The organism is Pseudonocardia asaccharolytica DSM 44247 = NBRC 16224, from assembly GCF_000423625.1.
GTDB classification, from domain to species: Bacteria; Actinomycetota; Actinomycetes; order Mycobacteriales; family Pseudonocardiaceae; genus Pseudonocardia; species Pseudonocardia asaccharolytica.
Window position 1 is genome coordinate 152,281 of record NZ_AUII01000007.1, and the last position, 16,442, is coordinate 168,722.

Annotated in this window: 18 protein-coding genes; 2 read left to right on the top strand and 16 right to left on the bottom strand. The window is 74.3% G+C overall.

Annotated elements, in window-relative coordinates:
- Positions 1-98: 98 nt before the first annotated feature.
- Positions 99-821 (top strand): DUF2786 domain-containing protein, encoded by a 723-nt coding sequence (locus G567_RS28110; protein ID WP_037056746.1) that lies wholly within the window; start codon positions 99-101, stop codon positions 819-821.
- Between the two features lie 10 nt (positions 822-831).
- Here the strand turns inward: G567_RS28110 and G567_RS0110855 are convergent, their stop codons facing one another.
- From G567_RS0110855 to metK, 12 genes are all read right to left on the bottom strand, one after another.
- Positions 832-1,539 (bottom strand): HAD family hydrolase, encoded by a 708-nt coding sequence (locus G567_RS0110855; RefSeq protein ID WP_147200901.1) that lies wholly within the window; start codon positions 1,537-1,539, stop codon positions 832-834.
- A gap of 177 nt (positions 1,540-1,716) precedes the next feature.
- Positions 1,717-2,187 (bottom strand): PH domain-containing protein, encoded by a 471-nt coding sequence (locus G567_RS0110860; protein ID WP_028930009.1) that lies wholly within the window; start codon positions 2,185-2,187, stop codon positions 1,717-1,719.
- On the bottom strand, positions 2,184-2,666 hold the full coding sequence (gene ribH / locus G567_RS0110865) for a 6,7-dimethyl-8-ribityllumazine synthase (protein WP_028930010.1): 483 nt from the start codon (positions 2,664-2,666) through the stop codon (positions 2,184-2,186). The genes G567_RS0110860 and ribH overlap by 4 nt, the downstream gene beginning before the upstream one ends.
- Positions 2,667-2,697: 31 nt before the next feature.
- A complete protein-coding gene (locus G567_RS28115) occupies positions 2,698-3,972 on the bottom strand; it encodes a bifunctional 3,4-dihydroxy-2-butanone-4-phosphate synthase/GTP cyclohydrolase II (protein WP_281169662.1) in 1,275 nt (424 codons plus the stop codon).
- 50 nt (positions 3,973-4,022) lie between these two features.
- Positions 4,023-4,655: a riboflavin synthase gene (locus G567_RS0110875; protein WP_028930011.1), complete on the bottom strand. Its 633-nt coding sequence runs from the start codon at positions 4,653-4,655 to the stop codon at positions 4,023-4,025.
- Positions 4,656-5,750, bottom strand: coding sequence for a bifunctional diaminohydroxyphosphoribosylaminopyrimidine deaminase/5-amino-6-(5-phosphoribosylamino)uracil reductase RibD (ribD, locus tag G567_RS0110880; protein WP_084796047.1), 1,095 nt, complete (start codon positions 5,748-5,750; stop codon positions 4,656-4,658).
- Positions 5,747-6,430 (bottom strand): ribulose-phosphate 3-epimerase, encoded by a 684-nt coding sequence (gene rpe, locus G567_RS0110885; protein WP_186814177.1) that lies wholly within the window; start codon positions 6,428-6,430, stop codon positions 5,747-5,749. The genes ribD and rpe overlap by 4 nt, the downstream gene beginning before the upstream one ends.
- 112 nt (positions 6,431-6,542) lie before the next feature.
- A complete protein-coding gene (locus G567_RS0110890) occupies positions 6,543-8,009 on the bottom strand; it encodes an RsmB/NOP family class I SAM-dependent RNA methyltransferase (RefSeq protein ID WP_037056750.1) in 1,467 nt (488 codons plus the stop codon).
- Positions 8,010-8,037: 28 nt separating this feature from the next.
- A complete protein-coding gene (locus tag G567_RS0110895) occupies positions 8,038-8,970 on the bottom strand; it encodes a methionyl-tRNA formyltransferase (RefSeq protein WP_028930015.1) in 933 nt (310 codons plus the stop codon).
- Positions 8,970-9,518: a peptide deformylase gene (gene def, locus G567_RS0110900; RefSeq protein ID WP_028930016.1), complete on the bottom strand. Its 549-nt coding sequence runs from the start codon at positions 9,516-9,518 to the stop codon at positions 8,970-8,972. Before def ends, G567_RS0110895 begins: the two co-directional genes overlap by 1 nt.
- A 174-nt stretch (positions 9,519-9,692) precedes the next feature.
- Entirely contained in the window at positions 9,693-11,729 is a 2,037-nt protein-coding gene (locus G567_RS0110905; RefSeq protein ID WP_028930017.1) for a primosomal protein N', read from the bottom strand.
- A 93-nt stretch (positions 11,730-11,822) separates the two neighbouring features.
- Positions 11,823-13,025, bottom strand: coding sequence for a methionine adenosyltransferase (gene metK, locus G567_RS0110910; RefSeq protein WP_028930018.1), 1,203 nt, complete (start codon positions 13,023-13,025; stop codon positions 11,823-11,825).
- Between the two features lie 234 nt (positions 13,026-13,259).
- On the opposite strand from metK, the gene G567_RS34130 reads away from it, so the two are divergent.
- Entirely contained in the window at positions 13,260-13,832 is a 573-nt protein-coding gene (locus tag G567_RS34130) for an SH3 domain-containing protein (protein ID WP_028930019.1), read from the top strand.
- A gap of 48 nt (positions 13,833-13,880) precedes the next feature.
- Here G567_RS34130 and coaBC read toward each other — a convergent pair whose 3' ends face one another.
- The 4 genes from coaBC to mihF form a co-directional block, all read right to left on the bottom strand.
- Positions 13,881-15,092 (bottom strand): bifunctional phosphopantothenoylcysteine decarboxylase/phosphopantothenate--cysteine ligase CoaBC, encoded by a 1,212-nt coding sequence (gene coaBC / locus G567_RS0110920; protein WP_028930020.1) that lies wholly within the window; start codon positions 15,090-15,092, stop codon positions 13,881-13,883.
- Positions 15,093-15,097: 5 nt separating this feature from the next.
- A complete protein-coding gene (gene rpoZ / locus G567_RS0110925; RefSeq protein ID WP_051232762.1) occupies positions 15,098-15,370 on the bottom strand; it encodes a DNA-directed RNA polymerase subunit omega in 273 nt (90 codons plus the stop codon).
- Between the two features lie 2 nt (positions 15,371-15,372).
- Complete coding sequence (gmk, locus tag G567_RS0110930; protein WP_028930022.1) at positions 15,373-16,011, bottom strand: guanylate kinase; 639 nt, start codon at positions 16,009-16,011, stop codon at positions 15,373-15,375.
- A 67-nt stretch (positions 16,012-16,078) separates the two neighbouring features.
- Positions 16,079-16,393 carry an integration host factor, actinobacterial type gene (mihF, locus tag G567_RS0110935; protein WP_028930023.1) on the bottom strand — a complete coding sequence of 105 codons (315 nt, stop codon included), beginning with the start codon at positions 16,391-16,393 and terminating at the stop codon, positions 16,079-16,081.
- Positions 16,394-16,442: the final 49 nt, after the last annotated feature.

A 16,442-nucleotide genomic window follows, 5' to 3' on the forward strand; every position in this document is an offset into this window, starting at 1 on the left:
CCGACACGTCGCGCCCCGCATCGGGCGGGAGCGCACGGTGTCGGTGGGGTCTGGTACCCACTGCGTCGAGGCGAACATCAGTTCGAAAGGAGCCCGACGTGGGCGATGCGCTGGACCGGATCCGCAAGCTGCTGGCCAAGGCCGAGCGCGCCGGAACCGAGGCGGAGGCGGCGATCTACAACGAGAAGGCGGTCGCGCTGATGGCGCGGCACGGGGTCGACGCGGCGCTGCTGGCCGCCGCCGATCCGGGGCGCGACACGATCGGCACGGTGCGGATCGCGATGGCGGATCCCTACAGCGCGGGGAAGGCGCGGCTGCTCGGCTGGACGGCGGCGGCGCTGCGCTGCCGCTGGGTGCTGCACGGCGCGTACCGGGGCAAGGTCTCGGCGGTCAGCGTCGTGGGCTACGCGTCCGACCGAGAGCGAGTCGCGCTGCTCTACACCTCGCTGCTGCTGCAGGCCACCAGCCAGCTGGTGCGGCTGCGGCCGCCGCGGCCGGGCGAGTCGGTGGCCGCCTACCGGCGGTCCTGGCTGCACGGGTTCGCCGCACAGGTCCACGACCGGCTGCGGGCCGCCGAGGAGGCGGCCGCGCGGGCGGCGAGCGGTGGGCGGGGGCCGGCGCCCGATGCGCGACCCGCCGCACTGGTGCTGCTCGATCGGGAGGCCCAGGTGGCACGCGCCTACGCCGAGGCGTTTCCGAACCTCGGCAGGGCGGGGCGCGCGACCCTGTCGGGTTCGGGGTTCGCCGACGGCGCCGTCGCGGGACGGCGGGCCGACCTCGGCCGGGGCCGGATCGTCTCGCGGCCCGCCCTCGAGGCCTGAGGTGCGGGGATCAGGCGGGCAGCTCGATCAGTCGCTCGACGAGATCGTCGAGTCGGGTGGCGTGCGCGTGCGGCGGGTCGATCGTCGCGGGGACGCCGCCCTCCAGCCGGGTCGCCAGGCCACCGACGAGCCCGGTGCGCAGTGCCCCGTGCACATCCCAGCTGTGCACGCTGAGCATGGCCGTGCGCTCGGGCTCGGCGTGCAACTGCCGGCACACGCTCAGATAGGCCCGCGCCGCCGGCCGGAACACACCGACGTCGTCGGTCGAGACGATCCCCCGCAGGTAGGTGCGCAGCCCGGCGCGATCCAGCGCGGCCGCCACGCCGTCGGTGCTGCCGTAGCCGAACGCGTACACCGGGATCCTGGCCCTTGCAAGACCGACCAGTGCGAGCTCGACGTCGGCGTGCGGCGGGAGCGAGTGGAGGCCGTCCAGGACGTGGTCGAGGGCCTCCTCGGACAGGTTGTGACCGGTCGTCGAGCGCAGCGCCTCCCGGGCATGCAGCACGAACGGCCGGGTCGGCCCGGCGAGGGTGAGCGCGATGCCGCTGCGCAGCGCGCGGGCGAAGAACAGATCGCACTCGTGTTCGGGTCGGCCGACGTCGACGAACCGCGACCGCAGCACGGTCACCTGGAGCATGGTCCCGAACACATCGAGCAGAACGATGCGGGGACGCCGGTCGGGTGCGCGCGCCGCCCTCGGCGCAGACGGCTCGGCCACCACCATCGCCACCATTCACCTCACAGCTCGGGCGGAACTCCGCCGGCAGGCCGCGGCCAGCAGGGTACCGGGCTCGTTACTGTGCGTCATGCTTACCGAGCGGAACGCCACGCGGCCGATCCGATCCCGGAGCGTAGCGCCGAGCGGCACCTGCGCCGCGACGAACGCGCCGGGTGCTCAGCGCCCGGGGTCGGTGTGGTCCGTCTGAGCGCGTGCCGCGGTGTGCAGCGCCCGCACCCTGCGGATGCGGTCGACCGCATAACCACCGTCGGCGGCCTGGATGGCCAGCACCGGCAGGTACTCGTCGTCGGGCAGATCCAGCCGCGCCCAGGACGCGCCGTCCGGGAACGCTACGGCCTCGACCAGTTCCCAGGGCAGGTACCGGGTCACGATGATGTTGCGCACCTCGATACCGTCGGCGTCGGCGCGGACCCGGGGCCGCGCCAGCAGCAGCACGCCGCCCGCGATCGCCATACCGATCACCACGATCGCCACCTGGTCGGCGAACCGGAAATGCACGCCCGTCGGGTTGGCCGGCAGCAGCAGGGCGACGACGACGAACAACGCTACCGTGATCACCGCACCGACCCCGGCCACCCACAGCACCCGGCGCGGGCGCGCGACGACCGGCTCGGCGGGCGTGCTCACGGCATCTCCCGCAGCCCGCGCAGCACCAGCGCGGCATGCAGGGCCGCCGTGCACGCCTCGGCCCCCTTGTCCTCCGCGGAGCCGGGCAGCCCGGAACGATCGATGGCCTGCTCGGCCGTGTCACAGGTCAGGACGCCGTTGCCGACCGGGGTGCGCTCGTCGAGGGCGACCCGGGTGAGGCCGGCGGTGACGGCGTCGCAGACGTACTCGAAATGCGGGGTACCGCCGCGCACCACCACGCCGAGCGCGACGACGGCGTCGTGCGAGCGAGCGAGCTCCTGGCAGACCACGGGGAGTTCGACGGTCCCGGCCACCCTGGCGACGGTCGGAACGGCGCCGACCTTCTCCGCCACGGCCAGCGCGCGCTCCAGCAACGACTCGGCCACCTCGGCGTGCCAGCTCGCGGCCGCGATCCCGATCCGCAGGCCGGCCGCATCGCGCAGATCGCGGATGTCGACCGGACGTCCCTCGCCACTCATACCGCCATCCTGCCTGGCCGTGGGCGTTCCCTCACAGGCCGACCCCGTCGACGAGGCCGGTCGGTCCGCTCGTCTCGAGGTCGGGCAGGTCGTGGCCCATGCGGTCGCGCTTGGTGCGCAGGTAGCGCAGGTTCTCCGGGGTGGGGCGCACCGGCATCGGTACCCGTCCGGTGATGGTCAGTCCGTAGCCCTCCAACCCGGCGCGCTTGGCCGGGTTGTTGGTCAGCAACCGCATGCTGCGCACCCCGAGATCGGCCAGGATCTGCGCGCCGATGCCGTAGTCGCGGGCGTCCGCGGGCAGCCCCATCGCCAGGTTGGCGTCCACCGTGTCCGCCCCGGCCTCCTGCAGCTGGTAGGCCTGCAGCTTGTGCAGCAGGCCGATCCCGCGGCCCTCGTGCCCGCGCATGTAGAGCACCACCCCGCGGCCCTCGGCGGCCACCGCCTCCAGCGCGGCCTCCAGCTGCGGGCCGCAGTCACACCGCAGCGACCCCATCACATCCCCGGTCAGGCATTCCGAATGCACCCGCACCAGCACGTCCTCGCCGGTGCCCGCCGGGGTCCCCACATCCCCGGCGACCATCGCGATGTGCTCGATCCCGTCCAGCAACGAGTCGTAGCCGTAGGCGGTGAACTCCCCGTGCCGGGTCGGGATCCGCGCGGCCGCCACCCGCACCACGTGCTTCTCGAACCGGCGCCGGTAGGCGATCAGGTCCGCGATGGTGATCATGACCAGCCCGTGGTCGGCGGCGAACACCCGCAGCTCGTCGCCGCGGGCCATGTCGCCCTCGTTCTTCTGCGACACGATCTCGCACAGCGCCCCGGCCGGCGCCAGCCCGGCGAGCCGGGTCAGGTCCACCGCCGCCTCGGTGTGCCCCGGCCGGCGCAGCACCCCGCCCTCGCGGGCCCGCAGCGGCAGCACGTGCCCGGGACGGACCAGATCCCCCGGCTGGGTGGCCGGGTCGGCCAGCAGCCGGATGGTGTGCGCCCGGTCCGCGGCCGAGATCCCGGTGGTGATCCCGTCCTTGGCGTCGACGGTCACGGTGAACGCGGTGCGGAAGCTGTCGGCGTTGGTGTGGTGCATCGGCGGCAGATCCAGCCGGTCGCATTCGGCCTCGGTGAGCGCCACGCACACATAGCCGGAGGTGTAGCGCACGGTGAACGACACCAGCTCCGGGGTGGCCTTCTGGGCGGCGAAGATCAGGTCGCCCTCGTTCTCCCGGTCCTCGTCGTCGACCACGACCACCGGCTTGCCCGCGGCGAGATCCGCAACCGCGCGCTCGATGCTCACGAAGTCACGTTCCGCCACCGGTGTGCGCTCCGGGGGCTCGGCGCCGACCGGTGTGTTGACCAGACTGCTCACTGGATCCGAGCCTCCCCACCCGAGCCGCCCAGATAGTCGGCGGACAACCGCTCGACGTACTTGGCGACGATATCGACCTCGAGATTGACGGTATCCCCCGGCCGGCGGGTGCCGAGGGTGGTATCGGCGAGCGTGGTCGGGATCAGCGCCACCGTGAAGGTCTCCGGATCGGTGCCGGCGACGGTCAGCGACACCCCGTCGACCGCGATCGATCCCTTCTCCACCACATATCGCGACAGCGTTCCGGGCAGGCTGAACCGCACCTCGTCGCTGCGCTCGCCCGGGGTGCGACTGACCAGCACGCCGACCCCGTCGACGTGCCCCTGCACGATATGCCCGCCCAGCCGGCCACCGGCCGGCAGCGCCCGTTCCAAATTGACCTTGGACCCGGCCACGACCGAACCGAGGGCGGTGCGCCGCAGGGTCTCCGGCACCACTTCCACACGGAACTGGTCACCGGAGACGCCCTCGTCGTCGATGACCGTGAGGCAACAGCCGTTCACCGCGATCGAGTCGCCGTGCGCCGCGTCCGCGGAGACCTTCGGTCCGCGCACGGTCAGCACCACCACCTCGTCGTCCTGCCGGACATCGACGATCTCGCCGACCTCCTCCACGATCCCGGTGAACATCTATCGCGTTCCCTTCTGCAGCGGGCGGGCGTCGATAAGGACGTCGGCACCGACCCGATGGACCGCGTCCACCTGCAACCGCCGGATGTCGCCGATCGTGCCCACCCCGGCCTCGGCGAGCGCGGCCGGACCTGCACCCAACAACGCCGGAGCCACGAACGCCAGCACCCGATCCACGCGGCCCGCGGCCAGGAAGGCGCCCGCCAGCCGGGGACCGCCCTCCAGCAGCGCCTCGATGACGCCGCGCCGGCTCAGCTCGGCCAGCACCACGTCGGGGTCGTGGCTGCGCAGGTGCAGGACGTCGGGGGCGTCGAGCCGGGCGCCGCGGGGCAGGTCGCGATGCCCGACGACCACCCGCAGCGGCTGGTGCGCGTGTGCGGTTCCGTCGGGGCGGCGGGCGGTCAGGGCCGGGTTGTCGGCCAGCGCCGTACCGGTCCCGACGATGATCGCGTCGGCGGTGGCGCGCACCGCGTGGACCTGCGACCGCGCCTCGCGGCCGGTGATCCACCGGCTGGTCCCGTCGACGGCGGCGCTGCGGCCGTCGAGGGTGGCGGCGAACTTCCAGGTGACATGCGGCCGCCCGGTCCGCATCGCGTGCAACCACGCGCGCAGCGGACCGCATGCGGCCTCGTCGGTGAGCGGACCGATCGTGACCGCGACACCGGCCTCGCGCAGCGCGGCGGCGCCACCCGCGGCGAGCGGATTGGGGTCGGGCACCGCGGCGTAGACCGTGGCGATACCCGCGCCGATCAGCGCAGCGGTGCACGGCGGGGTGCGCCCGTGGTGCGCGCACGGTTCGAGGGAGACCACGGCGGCGCCGCCCACGGCCCGCTCCCCCGCCTGGCCCAGCGCGACGATCTCGGCGTGCGGACCGCCGGGCGGGGCGGTCGCCCCCACCCCGGCGACGTTGCCGTCCGCGTCGAGGATGACGCAGCCGACCGGGGGGTTGGGGCTGGTCGTGCCATGCACCTGGGCGGACGCGGCCAGGGCGCGGCGCATCGCGTCCTCGATCCGCGGGTCGACCAGACCTGCCCCGACCGCCGGCCCAGCCGACGGTGCGGCCTCGGGGAGCTGGGCCCCCGCCGACCTGGTCATGTCACCCACCGGTGCGGGGCGGCGCGCAGCACCTGCGCGCGCAGCTCCCGCACGGCGCGGCCGGGGTCTTCGGCGGAGTACACCGCGGAGCCGGCCACGAAGCAGTCGACCCCGGCCTCGGCGGCCGCCTCGATGGTGTCGGCGTTGACGCCGCCGTCGATCTCGACGAGCAGCCGCAGGTGTCCGGTGTCGACGAGCCGCCGCGCGGTGCGCACCTTGTCGAGGACGTGCGGGAGGAAGCTCTGCCCGCCGAAACCGGGCTCGACGCTCATCACCAGCAGGGTGTCGTAGTGCCGCAGGACGTCGAGATGGTCCTCGAGGGGGGTGCCGGGCTTCAGCGAGAGGCCCGCCATCGCGCCGGCCGCGCGCAGGTTCTTGGCCAGCATGACCGGGTCCTCCGCCGCCTCGACGTGCACGGTGACGTTGTACGCACCCGCCTCGGCGTAGCCCGGGGCCCAGCGGTCCGGATCCTCGATCATGAGGTGGCAGTCGAGCGGCACTGCGGTCGCCCTGAGCAACGACTCGACGACCGGCAGCCCGATGGTCAGGTTCGGCACGAAATGCGCGTCCATCACATCGACGTGCAGCCAGTCGGCGCCCTCGCCCTGAGGCCCGGTGACCGCGTCGGCCTCATCGGCCAACCGGGCGAAGTCGGCCGACAGGATGCTCGGGGCGATCAGAGGGTGCACGTCAGGCAGGTTACTGCGCCTCCGGGGACCGCGATGCGCCCGTCCACCCCTGCCGCGGGCGGGACATTCCCACCCCCGGCCCCGCCCGGCGGCACCGCGATGATCAGCCGGTACGCCGCAGCAGCGCGAGGAACATCGCGTCCGTTCCGTGCCGATGCGGCCAGAGCTGCACCGAAGGGCCCGGGCCGAGATCTCCGACGCCGGGCAGAACGGCACGCGCATCCAGGTGTTCGACGTCGTCGCGGCGCCGCAGCACCCCGGTCACCACCCCGACGGTCTCCGCGAGATGCGGCGAGCACGTGACGTACGCCACTACCCCGCCAGGGCGGACATGGCGCAGCGCGGCGCCGAGCAGCTCGCGCTGCAGCTTGGCGAGCTCGGGCACATCCTCGGGCCGGCGCCGCCAGCGCGCCTCGGGCCGCCGGCGCAACGCGCCGAGCCCGGTGCACGGGGCGTCGACCAGCACGCGGTCGTACCCGCCGACCGGCAGCGGCGCCTCCCGCCCGTCGGCGACATGCACGATGACCGGCAACCCGTCGACGGCCCGGCGAACCAGCCCGGCCCGGTGCTCGGACCGCTCCACCGCGTCGAGGCTGCCCCCGTCGAGCGCGACGAGCCCGCCCAACAGCGCGGCCTTGCCGCCGGGACCCGCGCACAGGTCGAGCCAGCGGCCCCCGTCGGGGCCCTCCAGCGCGGCGCGCGCCAGCCCGAGCGCGACGAGCTGGCTGCCCTCGTCCTGGACGAGGGCGAGCCCCTCGGCGACCGCGCCCAGCTCGCCGATCTCGCCGGTTCCCGGCTCGAGGTGAACGCCGTAGGGCGAATAGGGCGCGGGCCCGCCGCCGCAGGCCGAGGCGAGCTCCTCGGCGGTGATCTCCCCCGGCCGGGCGAGCAGGTGCACCACGGGACGGGCGTCGTCGGCCGCCAGCGCGGCGTCGAGCTCCGCCGGGCCGGCCGGGCCGAGCGCGTCCGCGAAGGCCTGGGCGATCCAGCGCGGATGGGCGTGGGTGAACGCCGCGTGCCCGATGGCGTCCTCCTGGGCCGGCGGCGCGAGCTCGGCCACCCAGGCGGCCTCGTCGCGCTGGCCGATCCGGCGCAGGATCGCGTTGACGAACCCGGCCGACCGGGAGCCTGCCGTGCTCCGCACGAGATCGACGGTGGTGTCGACCGCGGCATGCGGCGGGATCCGGGTACGCAGCAGCTGGTAGGTGCCGAGTCGCAGGGCGTCGAGCAACGGGGCCTCGACGTGGCTCATCGGTCGGTCGGTGCAGGCTTCGATGACCGCGTCGAGCAGGCCCTGGGTACGCAGCGTCCCGTAGCCGAGCTCGGTGGCCAGCGCGGCGTCGCGGTCGCGCAGCCGGTGGCGGCGCAGGATCGTCGGCAACGCCAGGTTGGCGTAGGCGTCGCGCTCCCGGACAGCGGTCAGCAGCTCCAGGGCAGCCTGGCGGGCGGGGTCGACCTCGGGCGGGCGCGACGGGCCGTGCCGTCCGCGTGGCGGCCCCGGGGTGTGCCGTCGGGCAGGACGTCCCCGGCGCGGCAGCCGTCCGTCCCCGCGCGGCTGGTGTGCGCTCATCGGGTCCCCGCCGCGACGCCGGTGGCCGTCATGTCAGCACCTCACCCGGCTCGGTACGCGCCCCGCGAGCCCAGTCGGGAGCCGGCATCGCCCGCCTGCCCCTCGGCCGGACTTCGCCCAGCTCGACGGGCACGGTCGCGGTACCGACCAGCACCCGGCGCTTCTCGGCCCGCAGCTCCCCGGGTTTGAGCACGACCTGGCCGGTGCGGATCGGCCGGACCGGGCCGAGCCCCAGACGTTCGTCGCGGAAGACGGTCCAGGCGCCCGGCTCCGGGGTGACGGACCGGACGAGCCGGTCGGTCACCGCGGCCGGCGCCGACCATTCGACGCGGGCGTCGGCGACGGTCACCTTCGGCGCGTGCGAGACGCCGTCGGCCGACTGCGGGCGGGCCACCACGGTGCCGTCCTCGATGCCGTCCATGGTGGCCGCGAGCAACCGTGCGCCGGACACCGCGAGCCGCCCCAGCAGCGCGCCTGCCGTGTCGGTGTCTCCCACGGTCTCGGTGACGACTCCGTAGAGCGGGCCGGTGTCCAGGCCCTCTTCGAGCCGGAACGTGGTGGCCCCGGTGATGTCGTCGCCGTGCCGGATCGCGGCCTGTACCGGCGCCGCCCCGCGCCAGGCCGGCAGCAGCGAGAAGTGCAGGTTGACCCAGCCGTGCGCCGGGAACTCCAGGGCCGCCCTCGGCACCAGCGCCCCGTAGGCCACCACCGGGCAGCAATCCGGGGTGAGCTCGCGCAGGGCGTCGAGGAACTCCGGGTCGGACGGGGTGGGCGGGGTGAACACCGGGACGCCGGCCTCGTCGGCGAGCGCGCCGACCGGGGAACGCATCAGCTTGCGGCCGCGACCGGCCGGGGCGTCGGGCCTGGTCAGCACGCCGACGATGGTGTGACGGGGCGAGTCGAGCAGCGCCCGCAGGGACGGCACCGCCGGTTCCGGGGTGCCGGCGAACAGCAGCCGCACTAGCGCGCCTTCCCGAACATCGGGTGTGGACTGACCTTCACCACCGGTTCCGGCCGGCCGAACCACCGGGCGGCGCGGATCTCGGCCATCGCCTGCTTGCGGGTCTGCGGGTCCAGCCGGTCGATGAACAGCACCCCGTCGAGGTGGTCGGTCTCGTGCTGGATGCAGCGGGCCAGCAGCTCACTGCCCTCGACCGTGACCGGTTCGCCGTGCATGTTCCAGCCGCGCGCGACGACGTGCAGGTGCCGGCGGCAGTCCCAGCGCAGCCCGGGGATCGAGAGGCAGCCTTCCGGCCCGCGCTGCTCCTCGTCACCGACGGCGTCGAAGCTCGGGTTGACCAGATGCCCGGAGAAGCCGTCCGTGTCGTAGGTGAACACGCGCAGGCCCACCCCGATCTGTGGGGCGGCGAGGCCGGCCCCGCCCTCGGCGTTCATGGTGTCGTTCAGGTCGGCGACGAGCTTGCGCAGTTCGGCGTCGAAGGTGGTGACCGCCTCCGCCGGGGTGCGCAGCACGGGGTCGCCGAAGAGCCGGACGGGCTGGACGGACACAGATCTCCTCGATGCGGGGCCTGACAACACGTCGGTACGGACACCATCTCGATCCGGACGACACATCGATTCTGCCACGGGCGCCGGGCCCGGCCGGGCCCCGCCGATCACGCACCCGCCCGGCCGTCGAGGGTTCCTGGTGCCCAGTGCCGAGGTTCGCTCCGCACGCTCCGCTCAGCCGATCTCGTGCGGGTCCATCCGCACCCGCACCGGCTCGGACGCCTTGCGCGCGGTGCGGGCGGCCTGGGCGGCGGCCAGCGCCGCCGCCAGCGCCCGCCCCTCGGCCCGGGCGACCCGCAGCAGCGCACGCTCCCGCATCTCGTTCTCGGGGTCGGCGCCGATGCCGGGGCCGATCTCGACGGGACCAAGCACCTCGACCCCGGCCAGCCGGGCGATCTCGCCGGAGGCGAGCACCTCCGCGACCGCGCCCGCGCTGCCCTCGACGGCGGCCATCCGCACCGCGGGCGGGAAGCCGACCTCGGCCCGGGAACGCAGTTCCGTGGCCGCATGCCCCACCGGGTCCCACCGGACGAGCGCCTGCACCGTCGGCAGCGCCGAGTCGGCCATCACCACCACCCGTCCGCCCTCGGTATGCGACACGACGAGGGCGGCGGCCGCGAGCCACCGGCGCAGCGTCTCCTCCGCGACCCGCAGGTCGGGCCGGGCGAGCATGGCCCACCCGTCGACCAGCAGCGCGGCACCGTACCCGCCGTCGGCGGGCGGTTCGGCGCCCGGGGTGGCGACCACCAGCTCCGGTTGCGCGCGGACCCGGCCGAGCACGGCCGCGCCGCCGCCGGAGGACCGCACGGTGGTGCCGGGGAACGCCCGGCCGAGCTCCTCGGCGGTGCGCCGCGACCCGATGACGCTGGCCCTCAGCCGCCGCGAACCACATGCCCCGCAGCGAAATCCCGGCTCGGCGCGGCCGCACCAACGGCACTGCGGCAGCCCGGGAGCGTCGTCGCCGCGCTCCGGCCCGGCCGGGATGGCCAGCGGTCCGGCGCAGTGCCGGCAGCGCGCCGGCTCGCGGCACCGGGCGCAGGCCAGCCACGGCAGGTAGCCGCCGTGCGGCACCTGGATCAGCACCGGACGTCCGGCCGCGAGCGCCGCGCGGCCCGCCTCGAACGCGACCGCGGGCATCCGCGCCACCCGCGAGTGCGGATCCCGGGCGAGCTGGCCGTCGGTTTCTCCGATCGCGGTGACCCGGGGCATCGAGGCCCGGACGGTGGCCCGATCGGCCACCACCTCGCGGGCCCACCCCGACTCGACCAGCAGTTGCGCCTCCGCGGTCCGCGCCGTCCCGCCGACCACCAGCGCCGCGCCCGCGGCGTGCGCCCGGAGCACGAGGACGTCGCGCACGTGCGGATACGGCGCGCGCGGCTCGGCGTGCAGGTCGTCCCCGTCGTCCCAGATCGCGAGCAGGCCGAGGCCGTGCAGTGGCGCGAACGCGGCGGCCCGGGTTCCGACCACGACCCGGACCGCGCCGCGGCGCACCGCCAGCCACCGCCGGTAGCGCTCGGCCGGGCCGAGGTCGGCGGTGAGCGCGACGACACCGTCGGCGCCGACCCGCGCCGCGCAGGCCGCCTGCAGCGCGTCCACGTCACGCTGGCCGGGCACCACCAACAGGGCGCCGCGCCCCCCGGCCGCCGCGGCGGCCGCCGCCTCCGCCAGCCGGGCGGCCCACGCCTCCCCCGGCAGCGCCTGCCACACCGCATGCGCGGCGCGCCCCGCCTCCAGCGCCTGCAGCAACGCAGGCCCGCGCGGATAGCGGGCCCACCCGGACCGATCGACCGGGCCGAGGGACGGCGCCTCGCGGTGGGCGGGCGGCTCGGCCTCCGCCGTGGCGTGGCGCGGCGGGACGGCCAGGCGCAGCACGTCGCACAGCAGCCCCGCGGTGCGGTCGGCGACGGCCCGGCACAGCGCAGCGACCTCGGCGGTGAGCACCGGCTCCGGCGAGACGACCCGCTCGATCCAGGTCAGGCGTCCGCCGTGGCCGGACGCGCCGACCCGCTCGAGCAGGTAGCCGTCGACCAGCCGGCCCGCGAAGCGGACCCGCAGCCGCACCCCGGGCACCGCATCCTCGTCGAGATGGTCCGGAACGCGGTAGTCGAACGGCCGGTCGAGATGGGCGAGCGGGACGTCCACCGCGACGCGGGCGACGGGCAGCGTCGTGGCCTGCCGCCATTCGCCGCGGGTGCGGGACGCGCGCGTCACATCGCCTCCTCACGCTCGCCGGTCGACCGGATCACCGGCAGCGTCGCACCCGTCCCCGACAGTCAGCAGCCGCGCACCGCGGGCCTGCGCGGCTCATAGCCCGGCGGCGGCCTTCAGCGTGTCCGCGCGCCCGAGGCTCTCCCACGGCAGCTCGACGTCGGTGCGGCCGAAATGACCGTAGGCGGCGGTCTGCGCGTAGATCGGGCGGAGCAGGTCGAGGTCGCGGATGATCGCCGCCGGACGCAGGTCGAAGACCTCGGTGATGGCCGACTGGATCTTGGCGGGGTCGACGCGCTCGGTGCCGAAGGTCTCGACGAACAGGCCCACCGGGGCGGCCTTGCCGATGGCGTAGGCGACCTGGACCTCGATGCGGTCGGTCAGGCCCGCCGCGACCGCGTTCTTGGCCACCCAGCGCATCGCGTACGCCGCCGAGCGGTCGACCTTCGAGGGGTCCTTGCCGGAGAACGCGCCCCCACCGTGCCGGGCGAATCCGCCGTAGGTGTCGACAATGATCTTCCGGCCGGTCAGCCCGGCGTCGCCCATCGGCCCGCCGACGACGAACCGGCCGGTCGGGTTGACCAGCAGCCGCATCTCGGTGGTGTCGAGCCCGACCCGATCCAGCTCCGGCGCCACGACGTGCTCGCGGATATCGGGAGCCAGCATCGCGTCGAGGTCGATATCGGCGGCGTGCTGGCTGGAGACCACGACGGTGTCGACCCGCACGGCCCGATCGCCGTCGTACTCGATCGTCACCTGCGTCTTGCCGTCCGGACGCAGGTAGGGCACCGCGCCGGCCTTCCGGACCTCGGCCAGCCGCCGCGCCATCCGGTGCGCGAGCGCGATCGGCAACGGCAGCAGTTCCGGGGTGTCGGTGTTGGCGTAGCCGAACATCAGGCCCTGGTCGCCCGCGCCCTGCCGGGCGAGCTCGTCCTGCAGCGCCTCGACGCGGGCCTCGTACGCAGTGTCCACGCCCTGGGCGATGTCGGCCGACTGCCCCCCGATCGCGACGTTGACCCCGCAGGAGTTCCCGTCGAAGCCCTTGGCCGAGGAGTCGTAGCCGATCTCGAGGATCTTGTCGCGCACCAGGGTCGGGATATCGGCGTACCCGGTGGTGGTGACCTCCCCCGCGACGTGCACCTGACCCGTCGTGACCAGGGTCTCGATCGCGACGCGGCTCCGCGGGTCCTGCTCGAGCAGCGCGTCCAGGATGGAGTCGCTGATCGCGTCGCACATCTTGTCCGGGTGTCCCTCGGTCACCGACTCGCTGGTGAACAACCGCCGACCCAGATTCCCCACGCACCTCTCCATCCCATGCCATCCCATTCGGATGCTCTCCGCGCGGCGAGCCTAGTCGACCGCGCGGGGGTTCCGATCGACTGCCGCCCCCTCGTGCCGTCACTGAATGTGATGAGGAGGCGGCAATGCGGCCGGATTGTCACCGTTTCCGGTGATGTCCGCGCTGGTAGCGAATCGGTAACGGATGCGCTCGTTGGGCCTGGTGACGTCCACATCGAACGGAGGTTTCCCGGGATGAACGGGTTGCAACGACCGGGCCGTGCGGCCGCTGTCGTCGGCGGGCTGGTCGCGGTCGGCGCGGCCACCGTGATGGCGCTGGCCGCCGGAACGGCCTCGGCGGCCGAGCAGGGCCAGTGCACCGACAACGTCAACGTGCGCGCGGAACCGAGCCCGACCGCCCGCATCGTCGCGGTGTGCGAGCGCGGCACCGAGGTGACCGTCGGCGAGCGGCGCAACGGCTTCGTCCACCTCACGAACCTGCACGGATGGTCGGCCGAGCAGTACGTGTCGACCAACCGCGCCGCCCGCACCGCGCCCGGGAACCCGCCGACGAGCGCCCCGGCGGCGGGTTCCGACCGGGGCCACGCCGCCCCGACCGCCAGCCGCAATCCGCACACCGCCCCGGAGCCCACCGCCGGGCCCAACCCCCAGCCCGCGCCGGAGCCCACCGCCGGGCCGAACCGGCCCGCGGCCCCGACCAGCGAGCCGGCGCGCCCCGCCCCGACCGAGGCGCCGTCGGCCGACGAGGCCGAGCCGCCCGCCGAGCCGCAGCCGGCCCCGTCGCCCGTCGGCGGGCTGGTCCGCTGACAGCGACCGCCTGTGAGTGCGTAACAGTGTTAGAACACTGTTACGCACTCACAGGCGGGTGTGAACAGCGTCCCAGATCCGCGACGCCAGCAGGGCCTTCGAACCGCGGGCGAGCTCGGTCTCGGTGCCGTCGGCGCCGAGCAGCCAGCCCGCGTTGTCGGGTACCTCGAACGCCTGCCCGTCGCCGACGACGTTGACGACGAGCAGATCGCACCCCTTACGTGCCAGCTTCTCCCGCCCGTGGTGCAGCGCGTCGCCCGACGCGTCACCGGTCTCGGCGGCGAACCCCACGATGACCTGACCCGGCTCCCTGGCCTTGACCAGCTCCACGAGGATGTCCGGATTCTTCGCCAGCGCCAGCGGATCCGGCTCCGCCCCGCTTTTCTTGATCTTGCTCTGGGCGAGCGCTGCGGGACGAAAGTCGGCCACCGCCGCGGCCATCACCACCGCGTCCGCGCCCTTCACCGTCGCGTGCATGGCCTCACGCAGCTGCGCGGCCGAGCCGACCCGCACGACCTCGACGGCGGCCGGGTCCCCCAGATCCGCGGTGTGCGCGGCCACCAGGGTCACCGACGCGCCGCGCTGGGCGGCCACCCTCGCCAGGGCATAGCCCTGCCGGCCGGAGGAGCGGTTACCGAGGAAACGCACCGGATCGAGCGGCTCGCGGGGGCCCCCCGCCGAGACGACCACCCGACGACCTTCGAGGTCACGGGGCAGCGCGTCGGGGCGCTCCAGCAGCAGCCGCGCCAGCTCGGCGATCTCGGCGGGTTCGGGCAGCCGGCCGGGGCCGGTGTCCTTGCCGGTCAGGCGCCCGGACGCCGGCTCGAGCACGACGGGACCCCGGGACCGCAGCAACGCCACGTTGTCCCGGGTCGCCGGATGCTCCCACATCTCGGTGTGCATCGCCGGCGCGAACACCACCGGGCATCGGGCCGTGAGCAGGGCGGCGGTGAGCAGGTCGTCGGCGCGTCCGTGCGCGGCCCTGGCCAACAGGTCCGCGGTAGCCGGAGCGACGACGAGCAGGTCGGCCTCCTGGCCGAGCTTCACGTGCGGCACCGCGGGTACATCGGCGAAGACGCCGGTATGTACCGGCTGGCCGGACAACGCCTCGAAGGTCGCGGCGCCGACGAACTCCAGCGCCGAGGCCGTCGGCAGCACCCGGACGAGATGACCGGACTCGGTGAGCCGCCGCAGGAGCTCGGCGCTTTTGTAGGCGGCGATGCCCCCGGCGACTCCCAGGAGAACCCGGGCGCCGGCCACGAGGGCTACTCGCCCTCGACGTGCTCGAGCAGGCCGGCCTGGATCTCCCGCATGGCGATCGAGAGCGGCTTCTCGCGCGGGCCCGGCTCGACGAGCGGACCGACGTACTCGAGCAGGCCTTCACCCAGCTGCGAGTAATAGTCGTTGATCTGGCGGGCACGTTTGGCCGCGTAGATGACGAGTGCGTACTTCGACGACACCTTGTCCAGCAACTCGTCGATCGGGGGGTTGGTGATGCCCTCGGGCGTAAAACCGGCAACCGCGCCGGTCAGCGGCATGCTCACTGGAGAGACTCCTGAGAAGAGAGATCGGGGTTCGCGCCCGGCGACGAGGCGCTGTCGACCAGCAATTCTACCAATCGTGCGACGACCGACCGCAGGTCGTCGCTGACGACGGCCACATCGAACTCGTCACGCGCCGCCAGCTCCACGCGGGCGGTCTCCAGCCGTCGCTCCAGCTGGGCCGGCGACTCGGTGCCGCGGGTGGCCAGCCGCCGGGCCAGCTCGTCGAACGACGGCGGCTCCAGGAACACCGTCACGGCCTCCGGGAGCGCCTTCTTGATGGCCCGGGCACCCTGCAGATCGACCTCCGCGAGCACCGGGTGCCCCGCCGCGAGCTCACGTTCGATCGGGGCCCGCAGCGTTCCGGAACGCTGCAGCCCCCCGTGGATCTCGGCATGTTCGAGCAGCTCGTCCCTGGCGATGAGCTGGTCGAACTCCGAGGAGGAGACGAACCGGTAGTCGCGGCCGTCGACCTCGCCGGTGCGGGGCGGCCGGGTCGTCGCGGACACGCTGAAGTGCAACTCGGGAAGTGCCGCGCGCAACAGCGCGACGACGCTGCTCTTCCCTACCCCCGAGGGGCCGGCCAGCACGACCAGCCGGCCACGGGGTGGATCGGGCGGGGTGGAGCCACCGGTCACGCAGCCCCGCCGAGGCTCGACGTGGTCCGGGAACCGCTGACGTCCGATGGCTCGCTCGCCCCGCCGCTCACTGGTCGAACTCGGCCAGCAGTGCCTTCCGCTGCCGGTCGCCGAGACCGCGCAACCGCCGGCTCGGCGCGATCTCCAGCCGCTCCATGATCTGCGCGGCACGGACCTTGCCCACGCCGGGCATCGCCTCCAGCAGCGCCGACACCTTCATCTTCCCGAGCACCTCGTCGGAGTCGGACTGGGTCAGCACCTCCTGGAGCGTCGTTCCGCCGCGCTTGAGCCGGTCCTTCAGCTCTGCCCGAGCCCGGCGGGCCGCCGCGGCCTTCTCCAGCGCGGCTGCTCGCTGTTCCTCGGTCAGCTGGGGAAGGGCCACGGTCTCCTCCGTCTTTCGGTGGTGATCTTTCGGTCGTGCAAACGTCGGG

Bases quoted from the DNA above. Each gene is read 5' to 3' on its own strand.
- ribH (WP_028930010.1), bottom strand. From the start codon at position 2,666: ATGAGTGGCGAGGGACGTCCGGTCGACATCCGCGATCTGCGCGATGCG.
- G567_RS0110875 (WP_028930011.1), bottom strand. From the start codon at position 4,655: ATGTTCACCGGGATCGTGGAGGAGGTCGGCGAGATCGTCGATGTCCGG.
- ribD (WP_084796047.1), bottom strand. From the start codon at position 5,750: ATGACCAGGTCGGCGGGGGCCCAGCTCCCCGAGGCCGCACCGTCGGCT.
- G567_RS0110890 (WP_037056750.1), bottom strand. From the start codon at position 8,009: ATGAGCGCACACCAGCCGCGCGGGGACGGACGGCTGCCGCGCCGGGGA.
- G567_RS34130 (WP_028930019.1), top strand. From the start codon at position 13,260: ATGAACGGGTTGCAACGACCGGGCCGTGCGGCCGCTGTCGTCGGCGGG.
- rpoZ (WP_051232762.1), bottom strand. From the start codon at position 15,370: ATGCCGCTGACCGGCGCGGTTGCCGGTTTTACGCCCGAGGGCATCACC.